This window comes from Halolamina sp. (assembly GCF_036626355.1).
GTDB lineage: Archaea > Halobacteriota > Halobacteria > Halobacteriales > Haloferacaceae > Halolamina.
Window position 1 is genome coordinate 34,055 of the sequence record NZ_JAZKRY010000007.1, and the last position, 20,614, is coordinate 54,668.

The window sequence follows — 20,614 nt, forward strand, 5'->3', positions numbered from 1 at the left end:
GGTGGCTCACTCTTCGTCCTCCTCCTGGTCCTCCTCTTCGTCCCGGCTCGCCAGTCCGCTCAGGTGGCCAGCGGTGTCGACCACCAGTTCCGCGCCAAGCGATGCGGCGTTCTCGCTCCCGGGGAGACAGAACACGGGGGTCCACTCGGCGATGCCGGCGGTCGCGCGCGTCGCGACGACCATCGTGCCGACCTCCTCGTAGGAGCGCTGGCGGAACAGTTCGCCGAAGCCCGGGAGCTCCTTGACGAACAGCTGCTCGGCGGCCTCGACGGTCACGTCGTCGGGCGTCACGCCTGTACCGCCGGTGGTGACGAGAGTGTCTACGTCATCGCGGCCGACGAGGTTGTGAATCACGCTCTGGACGGTGTCGTAGTCGTCGCCCACGAGTTCGCGGGTGGCGAGTTCGTGGCCAGCCTCCTCCAACGTGGCGACGATGCTGTCGCCCGCGGCATCGTCGTCCAGCGTTCGCGAGGAGGAGACCGTCACGACGGCGACGCCGAGGCTCTCTACGTCGTGATGGTGGTGCTCGTGGGTTCCGGGCTCGCCGTGTTCGTGGCCATGGGTGTGGTCGTGTTCGTCGTCGTGGTCGTGTTCGTCGTCGTGGTCGCTCATGTACGTCTCTGAGGCGGGGGGCCACTAAACTCCAGCCGCCATGGAGTTCGGTGGGTGAGTGGGTAGGTTGGAGAACAGTACCGCGGAGTTCCCAGAGACACTTGGACCGCACCGCCGCCGCGGTTGTGGCGTTGCCAGCGCGCGCTCGCCGGCAAAGCCGGCGACGTACGCGACCCGCAACCTGCGGGGATTCTGTGCTGTGCCCGGCACTCTGCGGTCCCAGAGTCAGACCCCACTCCGCGGTGACGTTTCCAGTGCTGTCTGTGGTTCCAACTGTCCAAGCACGCATCGCGGTGTTTTCCGCGACCGCAATTACTGAAACCCGCTCCATAGCACTCCAACCAACTACACCCACCAATTCGCGCCAACCGTTTAGTCAGCCCCCTCCCAACCCAGTCGCGTGAAAACCGTTCAGTTCACCGAACATGGCAGCCGCGAGGTCATCGAGTACGCAGATCGCCCCCAACCAACACCCACGGCCAACGAACTCAAAATCGAGGTCAAAGCCGCGGCGCTCAACCATCTCGACATCTGGACCCGGCGAGGGATGCCCGGCCTCGACCTGGAGATGCCCCACGTCCCCGGGAGCGATGCGGCGGGCGTCGTCGTCGAGGTCGGCGAGAACGTCAGCCGCTTCGACCTCGGCGACCACGTCGCCGTCTCGGCCGGCGTCTCCTGTGGCCACTGTGAGTTCTGTCGCGACGGCGAGGAGTCCATGTGTGTCCGGTACCAGATTATCGGCGAGCACCGCCCAGGGGTCCACAGCGAGTACACGACCGTCCACGAGGACAACCTCGTCCCCGTTCCGGACCACGTTGACTGGGAGGTCGCCGGCTCCGCGTCGCTGGTGTTCCAGACCGCCTGGCGGATGCTCGTCACCCGGGCGGCGCTCTCGCCCACCGATTCCGTGCTCGTGCTCGGCGCCTCCGGCGGCGTCGGGCACGCGGCAGTCCAGATCGCCGACCACGTCGGCGGCGAGGTGTACGCCACCGCCTCCAGCGAGGAGAAACTGGGCTACGCCGCTGACCTCGGCGCCGACCACGGTATCGACTACACCGAGCGCGACTATGCCGACGAGATTCGCGAGCGCACGGGCAAGCGCGGCGTCGACGTCGTCGTCGACCACATCGCGGGCGAGTCGTGGTCGGACTCACTCGCCTCGCTGGCGAGGGGCGGGAAGCTGGTCACTTGCGGCGCCACCGCCGGCGGCCAGCCCCACACCGACGTGAACCGTATCTTCTGGAACCAGCTCTCGGTGCTCGGCTCGACGATGGCCACTCCGGGGGAGGTCGACGACGTGCTCTCGCTGGTCTGGGACGGAACGTTCGAGCCGAAGACCCGAGAGGTGGTGCCGATGTCCGAGGCCGCACGCGCCCACGAGAAACTCGAGAACCGGGAGGGCTTTGGGAAGGTGGTGCTAAAGCCCGATAGTGAGCTCTGAAGAGTCAGACGCCGGCTACGTTCATACGCCCGAGAGCGCAGCAGAGGATGGCGTCAACGCCGAGACTGACGTTCAGGCGGATACTGGGTCCGGCGACGACTACAAGGGAACGGTGTTACTCGCCACCGTCGTGTTCGGGACGCTGGTGATTCCAGGGATTATCTATCTCTATCCGGCGCTGCTGGCCGACCGGGTACCGTTTTTGATGGCGATGCTGGTGCTGCCGTTTGTTCCGGCGGTGCTGTTGGGTGTGGTGGCGGTCTGGTCGATGACGAACCAGTCAGGATAGGTTGGCGACGATATTTCGGGTGTTTTTGGTACGTCTGAATAGCTCGCCGGCGATAGCGCTGTGAAGAGGACCGCGGAGTGTGCTTGGACTCAAGGACCACAGCGTGCCGGACACGAGGTCCGGCACAGCACGGAATCCCCACACCTCGCCGCGCGCTCGCGTCTACACCGCAGGCGAGCGCGCGCTGCCACCCACACCGCGACCCGGCGGCGGTACCGCGAGCACTTGTGGCTACGGAGCGGCAGGCGGTGCGGTCCACGTGTCCAAGCTTCGAGATGTTGTTGCTGTACGGAGCGGTCCAAGCACTCCTGTCGCTCTCTCGAACGACAGTCGCAGGAGAATAGCTACTCTCAGTTCGTACCCTACCGTTCCAGACCCACACCACCGTCGTCAACCGTCACGCCATCAAAGTCCCGTCGCATGGCGATTTCGAACCACGGACACAACCGAAGCTGCCGGTACCACTCCGGATTGTCGTGCAGCAGTTCGTAATCCGCCCAGAGCAGCCCCTCGATCTCGTCGGTGTCTGGATCGAGCGAGATGTCATCCAGCGTGACCTTCAGCACGGCACAGACCTCCCACTCCAGCCCGTCGTTCTCCCAGTAGCGCTTGTACTCGAAGCGGTCAGTTACCCGCAGGTCACTGTACTGGGCCGGGCTAACGCCCAGTTCCTCCTCCAGGCGCTGGCGGGTCGCCTCGACCTGACTCTGTCCGTGTACGGGGTGGGAGGCGACCGTGCCGTCCCAGCGGGTGTCCCAGAGGCGCTTGTTCGCGGCGCGCTGGGCGAGCAGAATCCGCCCCTCGGTGTCGAAGACGAGCGCGGTGAACGCCCGGTGGCGCTGGCCCTCTCCTGTGTGTGCGTCGAGGCGGTTGGCGAGTCCCGTCTCCTCGTCCTGCTCGTCGACGGTGATGACCTGCTGTTCGGCGTTCGGATGGCGCTCGGCTCCCGCGGCGCTCTCCGCCGCGTCGGCGTTCTCGGTGCTCATGGACGAGTACTCGTCCACCACCGATAAGGACGCTTCGGTGCCGACTCCCTACGTCCCCAGTTTCTCGTCCAGAATGAGGCGCGTGGTGCTGTTCTCGACTTCTTCCTGTTCGCGCGCGCGGCCGATGAGTTCGTTGACGGCCCGCGTGTCCACACAGTCGACGACGAGCACGATATCGTCCTCGCCGGAGACCTGCCAGACGAAATCCACCTCCTCCCACTCGGCCAATCGCTCGCCAACCTCGTCGGTGTTGACATCCATCGCGACCGAGATCTCGATCATCGCCTTCACGTTCCCGGTGCGGGTCGTCACCGTGAACCGTTCGATAACGCCGTCTTCGACCATCCCCTCGACGCGGTTGCGCACCGTCCCCTCGCTGGTGCCGACGCGCTCGGCGATCTCTGTGTAGGGGGTTCGTGCGTCCCGCCGGAGAATGCTCAGAATCTCGCGGTCGAGCTCGTCCATACACCCCCATGTGGCCCGTCCGTCATACCGGTTACGAATTTCGTAAGAAACCTTCGAACGACACAGTTATTACCCGTCAGTTGTTCGTATATCGTAATGAGCGCGTATCTCGCGCTGGCCGACGGACGTGTCGTCGAGGGTCACTCGCAGTCCCCCGGCACGGGTCGGGGCGAGCTGGTTTTCACCACCGCCTACACTGGCTACGAGGAGAGCCTGACCGACCCATCATACGCCGAACAGGTGCTGACGTTCTCCTACCCCCTCATCGGGAACTACGGGGTCCGGGAGGAGCGCTTCGAGTCCGATTCCGTCCAGCCACGAATCGCTGTCGCCCGAGAGTTCACTGACGACGTCGCCGACTGGCTGACGGAAGCGGGCGTCCCCGCCATCGACGGCATCGACACGCGTGAACTCGTCACCGCAGTCCGTGAGGAGGGCGCGATGCGTTGCGGCGTCGCCGCCGGCCCGGACGCCACGCCCGAGCAGGCTCGCGAGCAGCTCGACCAGGCCGTCGAGATGAGCGACCACACCGATATCGGCGCGACCGTCAGCGTCTCCGAACCACAGGTGTACCAGGGTAACGGCGCCCGCGTCGCCCTTATCGACTGCGGCGCCAAGCGCTCCATCATCGAGGCGCTGACCGCGCGCAACGCCGAGGTGCACGTCCTCCCCTACGACACGACGCCCGAGGCCGTCGCCGACCTCGACCCCGACCTCCTGTTCATTTCGAACGGCCCGGGCGACCCGGCGAACTTCGAGGCCGCGGGCCAGGTGGTTGACGAGTTCGCGGGCAGGACGCCCGTCGCCGGCATCTGTCTCGGTCAGCAGGTCGTCGCCCGCGCACTGGGTGGGGAGACCGAGAAGATGGAGTTCGGCCACCGCGGCCTGAACCAGCCGGTACGTGACCTCGAAACCGATCGCGTGGTGATGACGACCCAGAACCACGGCTACAGCGTTGCCGACCCGGGCGACCTCGCGGTCACCCAGGTCAACGTCAACGACGGCACCGCCGAGGGGCTGAAGGGCGTCGGTATCGACTGCATCACCCGCCAGTACCACCCCGAAGCCAACCCCGGCCCGCACGACTCGCTCGACTTCTTCGAGGACGTGCTCGCGATGGCCAACGGCGCCGACGCGCCGACGATCGTCGCCGACTGAGCCGGAGCGCGAGTCGGACGACGCGGAGCGCTCGAGGGTTCGCAAGCGGTCAGCGGGATGCGTTCCGGTTCGTTACTGAAACGAGTTTCAGGACACGTTTTAGTCGTCTGCGACGTTACTGGTTCCCATGTCCGATAGCGAAGCAGTTCCTGACAGCTACGTCGCCGTCGCAGATGCCCCAACGCTCCGCGAGGAGGGACGGACAGTTACAAACGCCGAGGGGACTCCCATTGTCGTCTTCTTCCACGAAGGGGAGTTTCGCGCGGTCAACAACCGCTGTCCCCACATGGGGTTCCCGCTGGAGGAGGGAAGCGTCGACGACGGGGTGCTCACCTGCCACTGGCACCACGCGCGGTTCGAACTCTCCTGTGGCGACACGTTCGACCCCTGGGCCGACGACGTGGAGAGCTACCCCGTCGAGATCATCGACGGCACCGTCTACGTCGACCCGGACCCACAGCGGGACGAGCCGCCGACGGTTCACTGGGCCACTCGTCTGGAGGACGGGCTGGAACAGAATCTCCGGCTGGTGCTCGCGAAATCCGCGGTCGGCCTGCTCGGCGCCGGGGTCGCCCCCGTCGAACCGTTCGAGACGGCGGTCGTCTTCGGCACGAAATACCGCGAGGGTGGCTGGAGCTCGGGGCTGACTATCCTGACAGCGCTGGTGAACCGGCTGGACGACCTCGCGGGGAAGGACCGCGAACGAGCGCTCTATCAGGGGCTCGTCCAGGTCGCCAGTGACTGTGCCGACCAGCCGCCGAAGTTCGACCAGGAGGCGTTCGAGGCCACGGACGTGCCGTTCGAACGCCTGGAGTCCTGGTTCCGGGAGAACATCGAGGTGCGGGACGCCGACGGCGCCGAGCGCGTGCTCCGAACCGCCGTGGCATCGGACTGCAGCCCCGAGCAGCTGACCGAGCTGCTGACGGTGGCCGCGACGGACCACCGCTATCTCGACACCGGCCACCGGTTCGACCACCTGAACAAGGCCACCGAGGCGCTGGACCACATCGGCTGGGACCATCCCGAAACGGCCGACGTGCTCGCGTCGCTGGTTCGCGGACTCGCCAACGCTCAGCGCAGTGAGGAGCTCTCCGCCTGGCGCCAGCCCTACGACCTGGCGTCCCGCTGTGCCGAGTCGTTCGACCGGCTGGACGAGATGGTCGCCGAGGGCGCCGGTTCGGAGTGGACCGAGCCCGACGAGTTCACCGACCGGCTCCACAGCGAGGAGCCCGAGCAGGTGTACGACACCCTCGACGAGGCGATTCGCAACGGTGCGAGCGTAGAACAGCTGGCCCGAGCCGTCGCCTTCGCCGCGGGCAAGCGGGTCGCACAGTTCTCGACGGCCAACGAGTTCAACGACTGGAACACGGTCCATCACACGTTCACGTTCGCGAACGCGGTCCACCGGGCTGCCCAGCGCGCCCCTTCAACGCCGCTCTACCGCGGCGTCTACGACGCAGCGACGAACGTTTATCTCGACCGCTTCCTCAACACGCCCGCGGCACCGGTGCCCGGCGTCGACGAGGGTGCCGACCCCGACGAGGAGATCCGGGGGTTGCTCCACTGCTTCGAGATGGAGGGTGAGGTGAACGCGGCCGGCCGGTACGCCGCCAACTTCCTCGATGCCGGCGGCGACCCCGCGCGACTGAAGGCCGAACTCGGCGGCGCGCTGCTGCAGGAGGACACCGGCTTCCACACGTTCCAGGCGCTGGAGGCGGGGCTCCGGCAGTTCGACCTGCGGGACGATCCGGAGGAGCAACGCGTGCTCGCCACCGCAGTCGCGCGCTATCTCGCTGCCCACTATCCGACCCGGCGGGAGCGCGAGCAGACGTTCTCCATCGCCTCACGGCTCCACCGTGGCGAGCGGATTCACGAGGATGGTGGCGGCGCGGAAGCAGCGGCCGACGACGACTGAGTGCGTCGGCTGGCTGCTGCCGACGCACGCGCCAACGCAAGTTTCATTCGATACTCAGTGGTTTGCAGGTAACTGCCGATGCTCGTCCTGTCCTGGCGTGGGCCGCCCTTCGCGGTGCTGTTTTGCCCGTGGACTCCTCACGCCCCCTATGGTCGCACTCATCGAACTCGTCATCGGGCTCTTCCTCGTCGCGCTCGTGCTGCTCGAACTCACCGGCAAGACGGATTTCCTCGGCCGGCGGAAACTCGAGGAGTTCGTCGAGCGCCAGGAGCGAGAGGGCCCGTACGAGCGGGAGGAGGAAGAAGACGACGACGGGCCGCGGTTCTGAGCGAACGGTCGAGGGACGACAGGACCGCCAGGAACGGAACAGGCGGCCCCCGCCGCAAGCACATTCAACACACTACAGTCACTCTCTAGCGCATCCCCGAACGGCCGACCTGATGGGTCGGTCCCGGTACGCCATCGTCGGCGGCGGTCTCGTCGGAGCGAGCGTCGCCACGTCGATGAGCGGCGCGCGCGCACTCGAAGAGCCGGGTCCCTCCGACGCCAACGCGGACGACGGCGGTACGGAGGCCGTTCGTCACCACTCCGGCTACCTCCGTTCCGGGCGATAGGGTTCGGGACCAGTTCATCATCCCGCCACTCGAGACGGAGCTCGTCGAGGGGGCGCTCTGGCGTTGGCGTTGGAGTTCGTCGAGCGCGCCACCGCCAACGGTGTGCGGTTCGAGACGAACACCGAGGTCACGGATATCGATACGGCAGACGAAACGGTGACCCGTCTCGAAACGGATGGCAGCGGGAGGGTCGACCCCGATTACGTCGTCTGTGCGCCAGGGCCGTGGAACCACAGCGTCGCCGCGCTTGCGGGGCTCGACCTCCCGCTCGAACATATGTACTCACCCGTGTTCGCCCTCCAGCTCGACGAGCCGCTGTCGTACACGTTACCGATGCTCAAATCCCACGACTCGGCGCTTCGCTGGGCCGAACGGCTGCTTCCTGTGCTGGCGGAGGCGGAACTGCGAGACGAGTGGGTCGGCCTCGGGACGGACACACCTGACGGGGAACCCATCGTGGGCCGGACCAGCATCGACGGACTCTTTCGCGGTTCGAGGGCTACCGCGACGGGTGGGACGCCGAGGGGTTGGACTGACGGACTGTCTGCTGGCCGTGGGTTCGGCTCCCGCAGAGGCCAGTGGACCACAGGGACACCTGTTGAAGCGGTCGTCGATGGATGCTCGTCGTTGTGTGGGTCGTGATCTCAGTGGGCGCCAGTATATCGGATAATACATGCTCTGAGGCCCCACACAACCTTTTTCACCGGGCTCCGTCTCGGATACATATGACCTACGACGCAGTCGTCTTCGACAACGACGGCGTCCTCGTGGACACGACGGCGTACGATGTCCTCCACGAGGCAGCCTGGCAGGCGTTCGACGAGGCCGGTGTTGAGGACCCCGACCCCGAGCATGTTGAGGAGATCGTCGTCGGCGTCACCCCCGAGTCGCTCTCGGCGGTCTGTGACGCCTACGACCTCTCGATCGAGGAGTTCTGGCGCATCCGTGATCGCACCTCTCACGAGGCCCAGCGGGAGTACGTCCAGTCGGGCGGGAAACCGCTGTTCGAAGACGTGCCGACGCTCTCGGATCTCGACCTTCCGATGGGAGTCGTGAGCTCGAACCAGCAGGAGACGGTGGATTTCCTGCTCGACCACTTCGGCGTCTCGGAGCTGTTCGACACGGCCTACGGTCGGCAACCGACGATGGCCGACCTGCGACGCAAGAAGCCCGACCCGTATTTCATCGAGCGCGCGCTCGTGGATCTGGATGCCGAGGACGCGCTTTACGTCGGGGATCGGGAGGACGACATCACGGCAGCGGTGAACGCTGGTATCGACTCGGCGTTCATTCGCCGACCCCACAGGCGGCATCACGAGCTGTCGGTTCGGCCGACCCACGTCGTCGATGACCTGCACGACGTGCGTGGGATTGTTCGGTAGTTCGGTTTTCTGTGGAATAGGGTAGTGGGTTGGCTTACGGTGGGGTTCGGGGTCCGGCCGCGGAAACTATTGTGATGACGACTACTTCTGGGACCGCTTCTCCAGGGACGACCGCGGAGTTCCCCTGACCAATCGTCCCGCACCGCCTTCTGCCCAGCGGCCGCAACTGCTTGCGGCGCCGTCGCCGCTCGCGTTTCGGAGGGGGTTGCCGCTCACGCTGTTCGCGTTTTCCCACCTCGGTTCCTCCCAACTGACCCCGAATTAGCGGAACCGTTAGGCCACCAGAACCCTTACAGTCACTAATGAGCGAAACCGAGCCCGAAACCAGATCCGAGCAAGAATGGCGCGAAGAACTGAGCGACGAGGAGTACGAGATCCTGCGCGAGCGCGGCACCGAGGCCAGGTTCAGCGGCGAGCACGTCGACCGGAGCGACGACGGTATCTACCGCTGCAAGGGCTGTGGCGAGGTGCTGTTCGACTCCGAGACCAAGTACGAATCCGGCTGTGGCTGGCCCAGCTTCTACGCTGCCGAGAACGACGCCGTCGATACTCGTCAGGACGACCGCCACGGTATGTCCCGCATCGAGGTCGTCTGTGCCAACTGCGAGGGCCACCTTGGCCACGTGTTCGACGACGGCCCTGAACCGACGGGGAAGCGGTTCTGCATCAACTCGGTTGCGCTGGCGTTCGACGACGAGTAAGCTCGACCCCGAGAAGGAGCCACGACACGAGTGCTTTTGACGCGGGCGGGGAAACCGGCGGCCATGACCGACCCGACACTGCTGGTTACCCATACCGTCCCGCCTGAAACCGCCGAAGACCTTTTCGAAGCACTGGCGAAGGAGCTTCCAGACGCGGAGATCCTGTCCGCGGCGACGCCCGAGGAGACCGATGAACGCCTCGACCGGGCCGACGCGCTCGTCACCGGCCGACTCGACGCCGACCTGCTCACCCGGGCGGACGTGCAGTGGGTTCAGGCGCTCTCGGCCGGCGTCGACAGCTACCCGCGGGAGGCGATGGCGGAGGCCGGTATCGTGCTCACGAACGCCTCGGGAGTCCACGCCGAACCAATCGGCGAGCAGGTGCTTGGCGCCATGCTCAGCTTCGAGCGGCGGTTCTTGGAGTCCCAGCACAACAAGGAGCGCAACAGCTGGGAGCGCGTCGAGGGCGGCGAACTGAAAGGGAAAACCCTCGGCATCGTCGGCGTCGGTTCGATCGGCAGCCGCGTCGCCGAACTCGGCTCGGCGTTCGGGATGGAGGTGCTCGGCACGAAACGGAACCCGGAGACTATGCCCGACGCCGTGGACGAGGCGTTCGGCACCGACGGCTACACCGAACTCTGCCAGCGCGCGGACTATCTCGTGCTCGCCTGTCCGCTATCCGAGGAAACCGAGGGGCTCATCGGGAGCGCCGAGTTCCGCCTGCTCTCCCGTGACGCCGTCCTCGTCAATATTGCCCGCGGCGCCGTCGCCGACGAGGCGGCGCTGACCCGTGCGCTCCAGTACGGCCAGATCCGCGGGGCCGCACTCGACGTGTTCGAGACCGAACCGCTTCCCGCGGACTCGCCGCTCTGGGACCTCTCGAACGTGCTGCTGACCCCGCATATGGCGGGCTCGACGCCGAAGAAAGCCGGCCGCTGGGCCGAGATAATCGGGGAGAACTACCGCCGCTTCGGCACCGACGAACCCTACGTCAACCGGGTTCTCTAAGCCGGCGCGACGGGCTACCGTCCCGCCGGGTCCTGAATCTACATATTTCGGTTGTGTTGGTCCCGAGCGATTAGGGAACCGGGTCAGGTGGGAGACGAACTCGTCGACTCCTCAGTCGTCGGGAGCGGGCGCGTCGACCGAGAATGGGTGGAGATCATCGAGGACCGCGAACTGGACCGAACGTTTAGGCACGCGCGACCCCTATTTTCGGGTATGGGAACTGCAAGTCAGGTCGTCATATCCTACCCGGAGGAGCTCAGCGACTGGGGCCGTGACCAGCTAACCGCCGACCGCTACGTCGGCTATCTCCGGAAGACGCTCGGCGATGTCGCCGTCGGCGACGAGTTCGAGGAGTTCGTCGACGTGGGCTGCTGTGGCGACTCGCTGGACGTGTCGCTCCGCATCGAGGAAACGGACGGTGAGAGGGTCGGCCCCGAGACGGAAGTCGAGTTCACGACCCGCGACGCGCCGATTGAGGGCGGGTGGTTGGTGCAAAGCGAAGCAGCCTGTCCGAGGTAGCCGGACGCGTAGAGTGAGGCGGCCGGCGCAGGTCGGCCGGACGCGTAGAGTGAGGCGGCCGGCGCAGGTCGGCCGGACGCGTAGAGTGAGGCGGCCGGCGGAAGCGACTAACAGCCGTGTCAGGGCAGATACCGGACGCTGACCAGCCCGGGCTCCGACCGAATTTCTACCCGGTTCACGCCCAGTCGAGCCGCCCGCGAGAGCGCTGCCTCGCGGTCGTCGAGCACGTCCTGCACGGCGGCCTCGGTCTCCTCCTCCGGGACAGAGATGACGTGGAGCTCCCCGATTCCCGCGCGCTCTTTCCGGGTGAGTTCCCCGACCTCCTGGCTCTCGGCAATTTCGCGTTCCTGGGTCGTCGGCGGCTCCCGGCTCTCCTCCAGAGTTAGCGGGCGGCGCTCGTCCACCTCGACGAGTTCGGCGGTCACGTCCAGCGGCGGTTCAGGAGCGACGGTGCCCTCGATGACGTCCTCCTGCTCGACGCCGGGGTTCGAGGAGAGCGTGTGAACCTGCCCGCTGTCGACGTTTTTCAGCACTGCACTCTCGTCGTCTGCGTGGGTAACGAGGAAAACGCCCTCGGTCCCGCCCTCGATATCGCTCATACGCGAACTGGGCGCCCGAGGGGTTTCGGGATTTCGCTCTCCTCGGGGGTTAGCCCATCGCGCTGGACGGCTGGCCATCACCGTCGCAGCCCACTGCGCTGGACGGCTGGCCGTCACCGACTCAGCTTACCCACCGCTGCACGGCGGCGATGACCCCGACAGGAACGAGTGCGATCAGCGGCGACGCGATCGGTGGGAGTGCGTAGAGTGCAGCGACTACCGGCGCGAACACGCCGCTGGGTTGCGGTCTCGTCATCGTCTCGCCATCCAGCACGAACGTCTCGGGCATCGACGCGATGGCGACGAGGTAGAGCGAGAGAAGGAACGCGTAGCCGCCGACCGCCAGCAGCGGCTCGTAGGCTGGCGAGCCCACCTCGCCCTTCCGGCGCGCTCGCGCGACCAGTAGCACCGGCGCGACTACGGGCAGCACCGAGAGCAGGCCGATGAGTGCGACGAACGAACGCGAGAGCGTGAGGCTCCCCCCCTGCATGCCGGCGGTCCGCCCGAAGACGACGACCACCGCGAGTGCGAACACGAGCGCAAGCAGACCGGCGGCGAGGCCCCCAACAACCACGTACGTTTTGAACAGCTTCGACTCGCTTCGCGTGAAGGCGTAGGGGAACGCGCCGAACAGGCCGCGGTAGCCGTCTCCCATCGGCTGTGTTTCGCGGTGGGGATGGTTAAACGCCCCGAGCCAGCGCCGTCGCGCAGACGCTCTACGACCGCCGGGTGTGGGTGTCAGCCTCGCTGTCAGGGGGATGCTCTCCTCGCCGAACCGCTCGAGCTTCTTGCCGAGTCGTCGTCCAGCTGTCGGAACTGTCTTAGCTTGGTACCGGGGCTACTCTCGTTATCGTACAACCGCGATTCGCTATCGCAGTATCCAGTTTATTAGCCGTTCTCAGAAGCTACTTCCCCCTCCCGGCCCGCCCTCCGCTATGCGCATCGACATCGCCAACGCGCTCGGGGGCGAGCCTGCACTCGACCGCGAGGCGCTCGACGAGTTGGACGCGGAGGTGGCGGCCGTCCACGACCGTATCACCACGGGGATGGAGACCGACGAGTTCGGCTACGCCGCGCTCAACCTGCCCGAACGAACCGATACTGACGAGATTCGTGCTGCAGTGGCGCCGTTCGAGGACAGCGAGACGGTGCTCACGGTCGGCATCGGCGGGAGCGCCCTCGGCGCCGCAACCATCGCGAACGCGCTCGAGAGTGAGACAGCCGCGTACTTCCTCGACAACGTCGACCCCGAGCAGACGACGCGCCTGCTCGATTCCCTCGACCTCTCGCGGACCGCCGTCAACGTCGTCTCGAAATCCGGGACGACCGCGGAGACGCTGGCGAACTTCCTGGTCGTCCGGGAGGCGATGCAGCGCGAGGGCGTCGACTGGACCGAGCGCACTGTCGTCACCACCGGATCCGAGGGGAACCTTCGGAACCTTGCTGAAAAACACGACCTGCCCGCCCTTCCCGTCCCGGAAGGCGTCCCGGGCCGCTTCGCCGCGCTCTCGACGGTCGGGCTTGCTTGTGCGGCCATCCAGGGCCACGACATCGACGCCGTGCTCGCTGGCGCCGCCGCGGAGCGAGACCGGCTCTCGGGCTCGCTCTACGACGCCCCCGCCTACGCCTACGGCGCGGTGAGCTACGCGCTGGCCGAGCGCGGCGCGGCGACGAACGCGTTCATGCCCTACGCCGAGTCCCTGGAGACGTTCGCGGAGTGGTTCGCCCAGCTCTGGGCCGAGAGTCTCGGGAAGGACGGCCAGGGCCAGACGCCCGCCCGCGCACTCGGCGCGACGGACCAGCACTCCCAGCTCCAGCTCTACCGGGCTGGCCCGCGGGACAAACTCGTCACGCTCGTGCGCCCGACCGAGCGCGCGGACCGGGATATTCCCGAGACGGAGCTTTCGGGGCTCTCGTACCTCGGGGGCTCCTCGCTCGGCACGCTGCTCGACGCGGAGCTCGACGCGACGGAGGCGAGCCTGGCGGCTGCGGACTGCCCGAACGTCCGGGTGGAGATCGACCGCGTCGACGAGCGAGGACTCGGCGAACTGCTGTTCGGGATGGAAGCGGCCTGCATCTGTTACGGCGAACTCGCCGGGCTCTCGACGTTCACCCAGCCCGCTGTCGAGTGGGGGAAGAAGGCGGCGCGCGGCCTGCTCGGCGGCGGCGAGTTCGCGGAGTCCGAGCAGGTCCGGGACCGAGCGCAGCTCCTCGTGGAGTAGGCGCGACCGTTACGGATATCCCCGACGGCCGACTTCGTTCCGTATGAGCCAGCCGTCGACGGCGTCGGATTCGCGGCTTCTGGGCACGGTGCAGGCGTGTATTCTCTTCGTCGGCGGGATCGTGGGCGCGAGCTTCGCCGTTGGCGCGTGGGAGGCGCTCGCGGCGCCCATCGGCGTCGCCGCCGGGACCACGGCGTTCCAGCTCGCACAGACCGCCTTCCAGTTCGCGGGGTTCGTCGCGCCGGCGCTACTGTTCGTCGCCGCTGCGGGCGACCGGTCGCTGCTCCCTGCCGACGCGCCGGACCGCCGGGAACTCGCGCTCGCCATCGGCGGCCTCGTGCTCCTCTACGTGCTCCAGTACGGACTGCTCGCGGCGCTCGGCGCCCTCGGAATCGCGCCCGTCCAGAACCGCGCGATCGACCCGGAGAGCCACCAGCCGGTCTACTTCCTCTGGATGGTTCTGTTCTCCGTTCTCGTCGTCGGGCCCGCCGAGGAACTGCTGTTCCGCGGGGCGATCCAGGGGCTACTGAAGCGTGCTTGGGGCGCGTGGCCGGCCATCGTCGGTGCGAGTGCGCTGTTCGGGCTGTTGCACTACTCGGTCGGCTCGGGGTCGGTGATGGGTGCGCTCGCCTACGTGCTCATCGCGTTCCTGCTCGGGTCGGTGCTTGGCGTGCTGTACGAGCGAACGGGGAACCTGGTCGTTCCGACGCTCGCACATGGCGGGTTCAACGCCGTCGCGTTCGCGATTCAGTATCTCGCTGTGACGGGTTGATTCCGTGTCGTTTGATAGTGATTACTGCGAGTCTGTCCCGCCGTGACCATCCGTGTCGGTGAGGGGAGCCCCTGAACCGGCGGCTTTCGACACCGTCGATGACACTATTCGCAGTAATCACTATCAGTCCCGCCCAACCACACGGCACCGGCCACAGCCTCCCCAGCCGATTCGCTCCTTTTACTCACACATCCCTCGCGCCGGGTCGCGTACGGACGCAGCGAGGCCCCCGAGCCGAGCGGGCAGGGCTTACCTGTGTTGTTGACCCTCTTTCGAGCGCTAGTTAATTCTCAAAACCTGCCGAATAGAGCCACCGCTTCCGACACCCATCGTCCCTGTGAATCAAGACACCGCAAAACTCGCTGATACCGGTGCTTAAGCCGGGTTCTTCCGCGAGAGATCGCTCCCGCAGATCGGACAGCGCTCGCGGTCTTCGTCGAACTCCCGACCACAACCAACACACTGGAACGTCCACTCGCGTTCCTCTTCGATGCCCTCGCGGGCGATTACCTGCACGTCGATGCCGAGTTTCTCGGCGACGTTCTGCATCGCGTAGTCGTCAGTGACCAGCGTCGCATCGAGTTCGAAGGCGGCGGCGAGGAGCCGCGTATCGGTGTCTGACAGCTCCCCGGCGTCGCCGGTCTCCCCGGCGGCGCGGCGAACGCGGTTCACCGTCTCCTCTGCGGGGAGGTGGATCTCCATGCCGGCGCCCTCCATCGCGTCGAAGCGATAGGCGTGCTCGTCCTCCAGTTCCTCCTGGACGAGCGGGATGGAGACCGCGTCGGCATCGCTGTGGTACTCGTGGATAAACGCGGACGTGTCGAGGACCTCCATCTACCGACGGATGACGATGTAGTCTTTCACGGCCTGCACCCGGGAGACGGGGACCCGGAACCGGCCGCCTTCGTCGCGCTCGAAGTTGATCTTCCCTCGAGGTGTGTCCTCGTTGGGCGAGACCAGCAGGTCGTGAAGCTCGCCCGTTTTGAGGTCCATCGTGATGTTGTACAGCATGCCCAGCTCCGTGCCGTCTGAGCCCATGACTGCTTTCCCCGAGAGATTCTCGGCGAGTATATCGGCCATACCCCGTTGAACAGCGTGCTACCAAATAAACGCCACGGGGATATCTCCGTGAGTGTGCCCCAACTGACCGCGGCGCGCATAGCCAGTCACGGCGAGCGACCGACCGCAGCCTCGTGCTCCGATGACGGAGACGACGTCGTGACTATCTGAACCGCCGCGGACTCGGCTCGGCGGCCACAGAACCTCGCCGCGGTCTCATGCGGGAGTCGAAACAGGTAACTGCCGTCCCCGATAAAATTCTGAGAAGAGAGTTCTCTCGGTGATTTTCGATGCCTGACGCCAACTCAGACGCTGATGCAGACGCCTCCCGCGAGTCGCTCCGAACGCCGATCGTCGCCGTCCTCGGCCACGTCGACCACGGGAAGACGAGCTTGCTCGACAAGATCCGCGGCTCCGCCGTCTCCGAAGGCGAGGCCGGCGCGATCACCCAGCATATCGGGGCCACGGCAGTCCCGCTGGAGACGGTCTCGTCGATGGCTGGCGAACTCGTGCTGGCTGACGACTTCGACCTCCCCGGGCTGCTGTTTATCGACACGCCGGGCCACCACTCGTTCTCGACGCTGCGGGCCCGCGGCGGCGCGCTCGCCGACATCGCGGTGCTCGTCATCGACGTGAACGACGGGTTCCAGCCCCAGACAGAGGAGGCGCTGGACATCCTCCGGCGCACCGGCACCCCGTTCGTCGTCGCCGCGAACAAGATCGACACGACGCCCGGCTGGAACCCCCAGCCCGATGCGCCCGTCGAGGTGACCTACGAGGCCCAGTCCGAGCGCGCCCGCGGGATGCTCGACGAGAACCTCTACGAGATCATCGGCCAGCTCTCCGATGCGGGGTTCTCGGCGGACCTCTACTGGCGCGTCCAGAACTTCCAGGGAAATATCGGTGTCGTCCCAATCTCGGCGATGACCGGCGAGGGGATCCCCGACCTGCTCGCGGTGCTGATGGGGCTCTCCCAGCGCTATATGAAAGAGGAGATGGAGATCGACCTCTCCGGCCCCGGGAAGGGGACGGTGCTGGAAGTGAAAGACGAGAAAGGGTTCGGCGCCACCATCGACGTGGTGCTCTACGACGGCACCGTCGAGGAGGGCGACAGCGTCGTCGTCGGCGGCGTCGAGGGACCGATCGTCACGGAGGCCCGTGCCCTGCTGCGGCCGCAGGCGCTCTCGGAGATCCGCACCGAAAAGCAGTTCGAGCGCCTCGACAAGGTCCAGGCGGCCTCGGGAGTGAAGCTGGCGGCGCCGGACCTCGACGACGCGATGGCCGGCGCGCCGGTCCGAGTCGTCCGTGGGCGCCCGCTCGAGGACGTCATCGAGGAGGTCGAACAGGAGCTCTCGGAGATCGAGGTCGACACGCAAGAGCAGGGCGTCGTCGTCAAGGCCGACACGCTCGGCAGCCTCGAGGCGATGGCCAACGCGCTTCAGGAGACCGAGATCCCCATCCTCCGGGCCGAGGTGGGCGACATCGCGCCGCGGGACGTTGCCGTCGCGAGCACCGCCAACGAGGAGGAGAACCGCGTCATCCTCGGGTTCAACGTCGACACGCTCGCCGACGCCGAGCGCGAACTCGAACGGCACGACGTGAAGCTGTTCAGCCACGACGTCATCTACCAGCTCGTCGAGGATTACGATGAGTTCGTCGAGGAGCTCCAGCGCGAGCAGCAGGAGACGGTGCTCGATAAGATTCACCGGCCCGCCCGGTTCCGGATTCTGGAGGACCACACGTTCCGCCAGAACAACCCGGCGGTCGTCGGCGTCGAGATTCTCGCCGGCACGATCCAGAACAACCGCCGCGTGGCGAAGTTCGAGGACGGCGAGAAGGTCCGCGTCGGCGAGCTCTCGGGGATGCAGGAGCAGAGCGAGGACGTGAGCGAGGCCCGCGCGGGCAGTCGCGTCAGCGTCGCCATCGACGGGCCGACCGTGGGTCGGCAGATCGAGGAAGGCGACGAACTCTGGATCGATCTCCCCGAGAAACACGCCAAGATCCTGGAACAGGAGCTGAAAGAGGAGATTCCCGCCGACGAGCGGGAGGCGCTGAACGCGTATCTGGACAAGATGCGGAATCGGGACCCGTTCTGGGGGAAGTAGGCGTCTGAGTAGCCAAACTCTACACAGATTCGAGGGTTTTAGCCGACGGTCGGGGTCAAACCCGCCAGACGAATCCGACGGACACCACCTCCAAAGGGTCCCCCGACAAAATCACAGAGCCGCGAGCACGAGCAGGTCGTCGATGACCTTCTCCATCCGGTCGACGGCTCGCTCCGCCCGCTGGATGTTCTCGTCTTCGTCGCCCTCCACGAGTTCGAGCGGGCCCTAGAGCACGTACAGCGGATCTGCAGGTCGGGGCTCACGATAGCGGTGAAGCTGTCGAGCGTTCGTTCTGTCGGCGGAGCTATTCGTGGTCGTGCCGGCGCTGGAGTGCGTAGCCTACCCACCGGCTCATCAGCTCTACCAGCGTCACGTGCCAGGCCGAGAACGGCTCTGCCCGGGGCTCAGTGTCGTAAAAACAGAACGTGCCGTACACCTCGCCCTCGACGAAAACCGGGGCACCGAGGTAACTGGCGATTCCCCACTCCTCGTAGCCGTCGCGGTCAGTCTCTTCGATGGCGTCTGTCCCGATATCGCTGAGCACGAGCGTCTGCTCGTCGGTCGCGACCAGTTCGCAGTTGGTCTCCGAGAGCGGCACGATCTCGTCCGCCTGGATCGTATCGTCCTCGGTGTGGACGACCTCGAAGACGTACTCTTCCTCCTCGATTCGGGAGAGCGTCCCGTAGTCGACGTCGAGTTCGTTCCGGCCGAGCATGAGCAGCGCACGAACCCGCTCCTCGAAGGAGCGGTCGGTGTCCGAGATCACGTCGTACACCCCCCTGAGCATACGCTCGCGGCTCTGGGTCGCTTCATGCTGCGCCCGACGTTCGCTGATGTCCCGGCCGAGCGCGGCGACGGTGCCGTCCTCGAGCCCAGCGAGGTCGAACTCGTAGGGACAGACGCTTCCGTCGGCGAGCCGGAGGGTTGCCTCGATTGTCGCCTTCCCGGACGCTCTGGCCGTTTCGACGCCTGCACCGACCGTGTCACCGTCCTCGTCGACGAACAGGTCGGCGGCAGCGTACTCCGAGAGCCGTTGATCGTCGACACCCGTCAGTTCCGAGACGGTGTCGTTCCACTCCCAGAGCGTTCCCGTTTCATCGACGACGAAGTACGGGTCGCTGACGGCTTCCAGCGCGGCGCTCGCGGTCGACAGCGTCACGAGTGGTCACCCTGGTTCGGTCTCGAGGTATCAGCGACGGCTGCACGGGAGGAGTCGGTGAAAACACCGTGTGGACCGTCTTGCGCCGCCATCGTGCTAGCGTGCCGTCGGAACGGGGTTCTCGCCAACGGCGTGCATCATCTGTGCTGCGGCACTCGCCGCGAGTCCCTGTGCCACCTCGTCTCGGTCGGCGTCGTCGAGGCCGGCCTCCAGATCCTCCGCGTCGGGCGTGAAGCCGGCGCTCACGGGATGGCCCGCGGGCGGTCGAACGGCGACCGTCGCCTGCGGGCCGTTGGTCCCGTAGGAGAGCTCCGAACCGACAACGTAGCCTTCCGGCAGATAGGACTCAGTTCGAGAAACGATGCCCGCGACGGCGCGTCGCAGGCCCTGTTTCTGATCCGCTGAGAGCTCGACGTCGTTCGATCGCCGACCCCCACCGACGACGCCGGCGCTCCCTGCGTAGTTAGTTCCATTCATCTTAACCCATTTTCGCGGTATCCACGGATAAACCCACCGCCCTCTGTGTGTCGGTTTCACACGGTCTGTCGGGGGCATGTCATCGGCTGAGGCGCCGGTATTCGGAAAAATCGCGTTACAGTACCGGCTCGCTCTCGCCGTAGGCCGCGAGTACGACCACGCAGGTGTGCTCACCGGGCGTCGCCTCGGCCGACTCGACCAGCGTCTCCTCGTGGTCGAACGCCCAGTCGCGAAGCTCCCGACCGGCGTCGAGTCCGCGTTCCAGCTGTCGGATTATCTCGGCCTCGCTCTCGGCGTCGGCCTCGTAGAACAGCCCCGGCCCCGGACCGGTCGTCCAACCGACGCCGGCGGCGACGGTTTCGGGGCCGACCGCGGTGGCTGTCGCCTGGACGACGTTGAGTCGGTTGCCCGCCGGGCCGAGGTCGGGCGCCCGCTCGACCCGGACCACCTCGGCCTCGGCGGGGACGACTGAGGAGATGGGGACGAGGTTGTAGTTGTGGAGGTTCACGTCCGCGAGAGCGGCGTCGTAGGCGGCCTTCTCGGTCGGGCCGGTCCCGGCGCCGCAAACGACGTGGATGATGCTCATATCCGATATCGGCGCGCTGCGGAGAAAGGGGCTCCGGAACGAGGGTCGGTAGTGGATCGACGGCTGTGGAGGCTCCCGGTAGACGGCCGGGGACAGTCGGGATCCCGTTTGTGGCGTGACCCTTCCTCTACGGGGTGCTCATACTGCCGGACAGAAGTAAATACAGACTCGCCCACCAGTCTCTAACCATCACACGAGGTGACGGCCGATTCACGGTGAGCGATGGTTGCATCGTTCTGTCCGGCAGTATCAGTGAGGGAGAAACAGAACGAGCACAGCCGTCCGCTGACTTCGTGAACCACTCCCTATCTCGACGTTCACCCGGTCTGGTTGTCCGATTCGGGCGTCGTGGTACTGCCGGCCTCTTTCGCAGCGGTCTCATCGTCCGTTGTTCCGGTGCCGTCAGGTTCGCCTGTCGATCCGGTCCCGGATTCTGGATCGCCCACAGCCCCGTCGTCAGTTGTCGTTTCGTTCGTCGTCTCGTTTACCGTCGTTTCGTTCACTGCCGTTTCGTTCCCGATCGTTTCGTTCACTGCCGTTTCGTT

The 20,614-nt window shown here is 66.2% G+C and carries 24 protein-coding genes and 1 pseudogene; 14 read left to right on the forward strand and 11 right to left on the reverse strand.

Going from position 1 to position 20,614, the window contains the following annotated elements; genetic code table 11:
* Positions 1 to 6 precede the first annotated feature (6 nt).
* The gene (locus tag V5A38_RS02060) at positions 7 to 612 is read right to left on the reverse strand and encodes a MogA/MoaB family molybdenum cofactor biosynthesis protein (RefSeq protein WP_332324085.1); all 606 of its coding nucleotides are present in this window, start codon (positions 610 to 612) and stop codon (positions 7 to 9) included.
* 400 nt (positions 613 to 1,012) lie between these two features.
* Between V5A38_RS02060 and V5A38_RS02065 the strand changes: the two genes are divergently transcribed.
* Together V5A38_RS02065 and V5A38_RS02070 are read left to right on the forward strand one after the other, a co-directional pair.
* The gene (locus V5A38_RS02065; protein WP_332324086.1) at positions 1,013 to 2,053 is read left to right on the forward strand and encodes a zinc-binding dehydrogenase; all 1,041 of its coding nucleotides are present in this window, start codon (positions 1,013 to 1,015) and stop codon (positions 2,051 to 2,053) included.
* Positions 2,043 to 2,342 (forward strand): hypothetical protein, encoded by a 300-nt coding sequence (locus tag V5A38_RS02070; protein ID WP_332324087.1) that lies wholly within the window; start codon positions 2,043 to 2,045, stop codon positions 2,340 to 2,342. The genes V5A38_RS02065 and V5A38_RS02070 overlap by 11 nt, the downstream gene beginning before the upstream one ends.
* Before the next feature lie 362 nt (positions 2,343 to 2,704).
* Here the strand turns inward: V5A38_RS02070 and V5A38_RS02075 are convergent, their stop codons facing one another.
* Both V5A38_RS02075 and V5A38_RS02080 read right to left on the reverse strand, forming a co-directional pair.
* Positions 2,705 to 3,328: an NUDIX domain-containing protein gene (locus tag V5A38_RS02075; RefSeq protein WP_332324088.1), complete on the reverse strand. Its 624-nt coding sequence runs from the start codon at positions 3,326 to 3,328 to the stop codon at positions 2,705 to 2,707.
* Positions 3,329 to 3,376: 48 nt separating this feature from the next.
* Positions 3,377 to 3,793: an Lrp/AsnC family transcriptional regulator gene (locus tag V5A38_RS02080; protein WP_332324089.1), complete on the reverse strand. Its 417-nt coding sequence runs from the start codon at positions 3,791 to 3,793 to the stop codon at positions 3,377 to 3,379.
* A 96-nt stretch (positions 3,794 to 3,889) separates the two neighbouring features.
* Between V5A38_RS02080 and carA the strand changes: the two genes are divergently transcribed.
* From carA to V5A38_RS02125, 9 genes are all read left to right on the forward strand, one after another.
* On the forward strand, positions 3,890 to 4,951 hold the full coding sequence (gene carA / locus V5A38_RS02085) for a glutamine-hydrolyzing carbamoyl-phosphate synthase small subunit (protein ID WP_332324090.1): 1,062 nt from the start codon (positions 3,890 to 3,892) through the stop codon (positions 4,949 to 4,951).
* 127 nt (positions 4,952 to 5,078) lie between these two features.
* Entirely contained in the window at positions 5,079 to 6,866 is a 1,788-nt protein-coding gene (locus V5A38_RS02090) for a Rieske (2Fe-2S) protein (RefSeq protein ID WP_332324091.1), read from the forward strand.
* 148 nt (positions 6,867 to 7,014) lie between these two features.
* Positions 7,015 to 7,194 carry a hypothetical protein gene (locus V5A38_RS02095; RefSeq protein WP_332324092.1) on the forward strand — a complete coding sequence of 60 codons (180 nt, stop codon included), beginning with the start codon at positions 7,015 to 7,017 and terminating at the stop codon, positions 7,192 to 7,194.
* Positions 7,195 to 7,306: 112 nt separating this feature from the next.
* Complete coding sequence (locus V5A38_RS02100; protein WP_332324093.1) at positions 7,307 to 7,480, forward strand: hypothetical protein; 174 nt, start codon at positions 7,307 to 7,309, stop codon at positions 7,478 to 7,480.
* A 63-nt stretch (positions 7,481 to 7,543) separates the two neighbouring features.
* Positions 7,544 to 8,122 carry an FAD-dependent oxidoreductase gene (locus V5A38_RS02105; protein WP_332324094.1) on the forward strand — a complete coding sequence of 193 codons (579 nt, stop codon included), beginning with the start codon at positions 7,544 to 7,546 and terminating at the stop codon, positions 8,120 to 8,122.
* A gap of 83 nt (positions 8,123 to 8,205) precedes the next feature.
* Positions 8,206 to 8,862, forward strand: a complete 657-nt coding sequence (locus tag V5A38_RS02110) for an HAD family hydrolase (protein ID WP_332324095.1) — start codon at positions 8,206 to 8,208, stop codon at positions 8,860 to 8,862.
* A gap of 302 nt (positions 8,863 to 9,164) precedes the next feature.
* Positions 9,165 to 9,563: a peptide-methionine (R)-S-oxide reductase MsrB gene (msrB, locus tag V5A38_RS02115; protein WP_332324096.1), complete on the forward strand. Its 399-nt coding sequence runs from the start codon at positions 9,165 to 9,167 to the stop codon at positions 9,561 to 9,563.
* 63 nt (positions 9,564 to 9,626) lie between these two features.
* Positions 9,627 to 10,571, forward strand: coding sequence for a D-2-hydroxyacid dehydrogenase (locus V5A38_RS02120; protein WP_332324097.1), 945 nt, complete (start codon positions 9,627 to 9,629; stop codon positions 10,569 to 10,571).
* Between the two features lie 213 nt (positions 10,572 to 10,784).
* Positions 10,785 to 11,090, forward strand: a complete 306-nt coding sequence (locus V5A38_RS02125; protein ID WP_332324098.1) for a hypothetical protein — start codon at positions 10,785 to 10,787, stop codon at positions 11,088 to 11,090.
* A gap of 119 nt (positions 11,091 to 11,209) precedes the next feature.
* Here V5A38_RS02125 and V5A38_RS02130 read toward each other — a convergent pair whose 3' ends face one another.
* Both V5A38_RS02130 and V5A38_RS02135 read right to left on the reverse strand, forming a co-directional pair.
* Positions 11,210 to 11,689, reverse strand: coding sequence for a DUF5812 family protein (locus V5A38_RS02130; RefSeq protein WP_332324099.1), 480 nt, complete (start codon positions 11,687 to 11,689; stop codon positions 11,210 to 11,212).
* Between the two features lie 121 nt (positions 11,690 to 11,810).
* Complete coding sequence (locus tag V5A38_RS02135) at positions 11,811 to 12,344, reverse strand: hypothetical protein (protein ID WP_332324100.1); 534 nt, start codon at positions 12,342 to 12,344, stop codon at positions 11,811 to 11,813.
* A 280-nt stretch (positions 12,345 to 12,624) separates the two neighbouring features.
* On the opposite strand from V5A38_RS02135, the gene V5A38_RS02140 reads away from it, so the two are divergent.
* Positions 12,625 to 13,911: a glucose-6-phosphate isomerase gene (locus tag V5A38_RS02140; protein WP_332324101.1), complete on the forward strand. Its 1,287-nt coding sequence runs from the start codon at positions 12,625 to 12,627 to the stop codon at positions 13,909 to 13,911.
* Positions 13,912 to 13,954: 43 nt separating this feature from the next.
* On the forward strand, positions 13,955 to 14,683 hold the full coding sequence (locus V5A38_RS02145) for a CPBP family intramembrane glutamic endopeptidase (RefSeq protein WP_332324102.1): 729 nt from the start codon (positions 13,955 to 13,957) through the stop codon (positions 14,681 to 14,683).
* Between the two features lie 375 nt (positions 14,684 to 15,058).
* Here V5A38_RS02145 and V5A38_RS02150 read toward each other — a convergent pair whose 3' ends face one another.
* Together V5A38_RS02150 and V5A38_RS02155 are read right to left on the reverse strand one after the other, a co-directional pair.
* A complete protein-coding gene (locus V5A38_RS02150) occupies positions 15,059 to 15,517 on the reverse strand; it encodes an NOB1 family endonuclease (protein ID WP_332324103.1) in 459 nt (152 codons plus the stop codon).
* Complete coding sequence (locus V5A38_RS02155; RefSeq protein ID WP_332324104.1) at positions 15,518 to 15,763, reverse strand: PRC-barrel domain-containing protein; 246 nt, start codon at positions 15,761 to 15,763, stop codon at positions 15,518 to 15,520.
* Between the two features lie 269 nt (positions 15,764 to 16,032).
* Between V5A38_RS02155 and infB the strand changes: the two genes are divergently transcribed.
* Positions 16,033 to 17,847 carry a translation initiation factor IF-2 gene (gene infB, locus V5A38_RS02160; RefSeq protein ID WP_332324105.1) on the forward strand — a complete coding sequence of 605 codons (1,815 nt, stop codon included), beginning with the start codon at positions 16,033 to 16,035 and terminating at the stop codon, positions 17,845 to 17,847.
* Between the two features lie 304 nt (positions 17,848 to 18,151).
* Here the strand turns inward: infB and V5A38_RS02165 are convergent, their stop codons facing one another.
* The 4 genes and pseudogenes from V5A38_RS02165 to V5A38_RS02180 all read right to left on the reverse strand — a co-directional run.
* Positions 18,152 to 19,006 carry a GAF domain-containing protein gene (locus V5A38_RS02165; RefSeq protein ID WP_332324106.1) on the reverse strand — a complete coding sequence of 285 codons (855 nt, stop codon included), beginning with the start codon at positions 19,004 to 19,006 and terminating at the stop codon, positions 18,152 to 18,154.
* A 96-nt stretch (positions 19,007 to 19,102) separates the two neighbouring features.
* The gene (locus V5A38_RS02170; protein WP_332324107.1) at positions 19,103 to 19,483 is read right to left on the reverse strand and encodes a DUF5811 family protein; all 381 of its coding nucleotides are present in this window, start codon (positions 19,481 to 19,483) and stop codon (positions 19,103 to 19,105) included.
* A 115-nt stretch (positions 19,484 to 19,598) separates the two neighbouring features.
* A complete protein-coding gene (locus V5A38_RS02175) occupies positions 19,599 to 20,069 on the reverse strand; it encodes a pyruvoyl-dependent arginine decarboxylase (protein WP_332324108.1) in 471 nt (156 codons plus the stop codon).
* Positions 20,070 to 20,386: 317 nt separating this feature from the next.
* A pseudogene (locus tag V5A38_RS02180) lies at positions 20,387 to 20,614 on the reverse strand (hypothetical protein); the annotation flags it as partial.

What these genes read in the sequence shown, in the direction of transcription:
- V5A38_RS02110 (WP_332324095.1), top strand. Translation starts at nt 8,206, where the DNA reads ATGACCTACGACGCAGTCGTCTTCGACAACGACGGCGTCCTCGTGGAC.
- V5A38_RS02140 (WP_332324101.1), top strand. Translation starts at nt 12,625, where the DNA reads ATGCGCATCGACATCGCCAACGCGCTCGGGGGCGAGCCTGCACTCGAC.
- V5A38_RS02095 (WP_332324092.1), top strand. Translation starts at nt 7,015, where the DNA reads ATGGTCGCACTCATCGAACTCGTCATCGGGCTCTTCCTCGTCGCGCTC.
- carA (WP_332324090.1), top strand. Translation starts at nt 3,890, where the DNA reads ATGAGCGCGTATCTCGCGCTGGCCGACGGACGTGTCGTCGAGGGTCAC.
- V5A38_RS02125 (WP_332324098.1), top strand. Translation starts at nt 10,785, where the DNA reads ATGGGAACTGCAAGTCAGGTCGTCATATCCTACCCGGAGGAGCTCAGC.
- V5A38_RS02080 (WP_332324089.1), bottom strand. Translation starts at nt 3,793, where the DNA reads ATGGACGAGCTCGACCGCGAGATTCTGAGCATTCTCCGGCGGGACGCA.
- V5A38_RS02155 (WP_332324104.1), bottom strand. Translation starts at nt 15,763, where the DNA reads ATGGCCGATATACTCGCCGAGAATCTCTCGGGGAAAGCAGTCATGGGC.
- V5A38_RS02130 (WP_332324099.1), bottom strand. Translation starts at nt 11,689, where the DNA reads ATGAGCGATATCGAGGGCGGGACCGAGGGCGTTTTCCTCGTTACCCAC.
- msrB (WP_332324096.1), top strand. Translation starts at nt 9,165, where the DNA reads ATGAGCGAAACCGAGCCCGAAACCAGATCCGAGCAAGAATGGCGCGAA.
- V5A38_RS02170 (WP_332324107.1), bottom strand. Translation starts at nt 19,483, where the DNA reads ATGAATGGAACTAACTACGCAGGGAGCGCCGGCGTCGTCGGTGGGGGT.
- V5A38_RS02150 (WP_332324103.1), bottom strand. Translation starts at nt 15,517, where the DNA reads ATGGAGGTCCTCGACACGTCCGCGTTTATCCACGAGTACCACAGCGAT.
- V5A38_RS02090 (WP_332324091.1), top strand. Translation starts at nt 5,079, where the DNA reads ATGTCCGATAGCGAAGCAGTTCCTGACAGCTACGTCGCCGTCGCAGAT.
- V5A38_RS02120 (WP_332324097.1), top strand. Translation starts at nt 9,627, where the DNA reads ATGACCGACCCGACACTGCTGGTTACCCATACCGTCCCGCCTGAAACC.
- V5A38_RS02145 (WP_332324102.1), top strand. Translation starts at nt 13,955, where the DNA reads ATGAGCCAGCCGTCGACGGCGTCGGATTCGCGGCTTCTGGGCACGGTG.
- V5A38_RS02175 (WP_332324108.1), bottom strand. Translation starts at nt 20,069, where the DNA reads ATGAGCATCATCCACGTCGTTTGCGGCGCCGGGACCGGCCCGACCGAG.
- infB (WP_332324105.1), top strand. Translation starts at nt 16,033, where the DNA reads ATGCCTGACGCCAACTCAGACGCTGATGCAGACGCCTCCCGCGAGTCG.
- V5A38_RS02135 (WP_332324100.1), bottom strand. Translation starts at nt 12,344, where the DNA reads ATGGGAGACGGCTACCGCGGCCTGTTCGGCGCGTTCCCCTACGCCTTC.
- V5A38_RS02060 (WP_332324085.1), bottom strand. Translation starts at nt 612, where the DNA reads ATGAGCGACCACGACGACGAACACGACCACGACGACGAACACGACCAC.
- V5A38_RS02075 (WP_332324088.1), bottom strand. Translation starts at nt 3,328, where the DNA reads ATGAGCACCGAGAACGCCGACGCGGCGGAGAGCGCCGCGGGAGCCGAG.
- V5A38_RS02100 (WP_332324093.1), top strand. Translation starts at nt 7,307, where the DNA reads ATGGGTCGGTCCCGGTACGCCATCGTCGGCGGCGGTCTCGTCGGAGCG.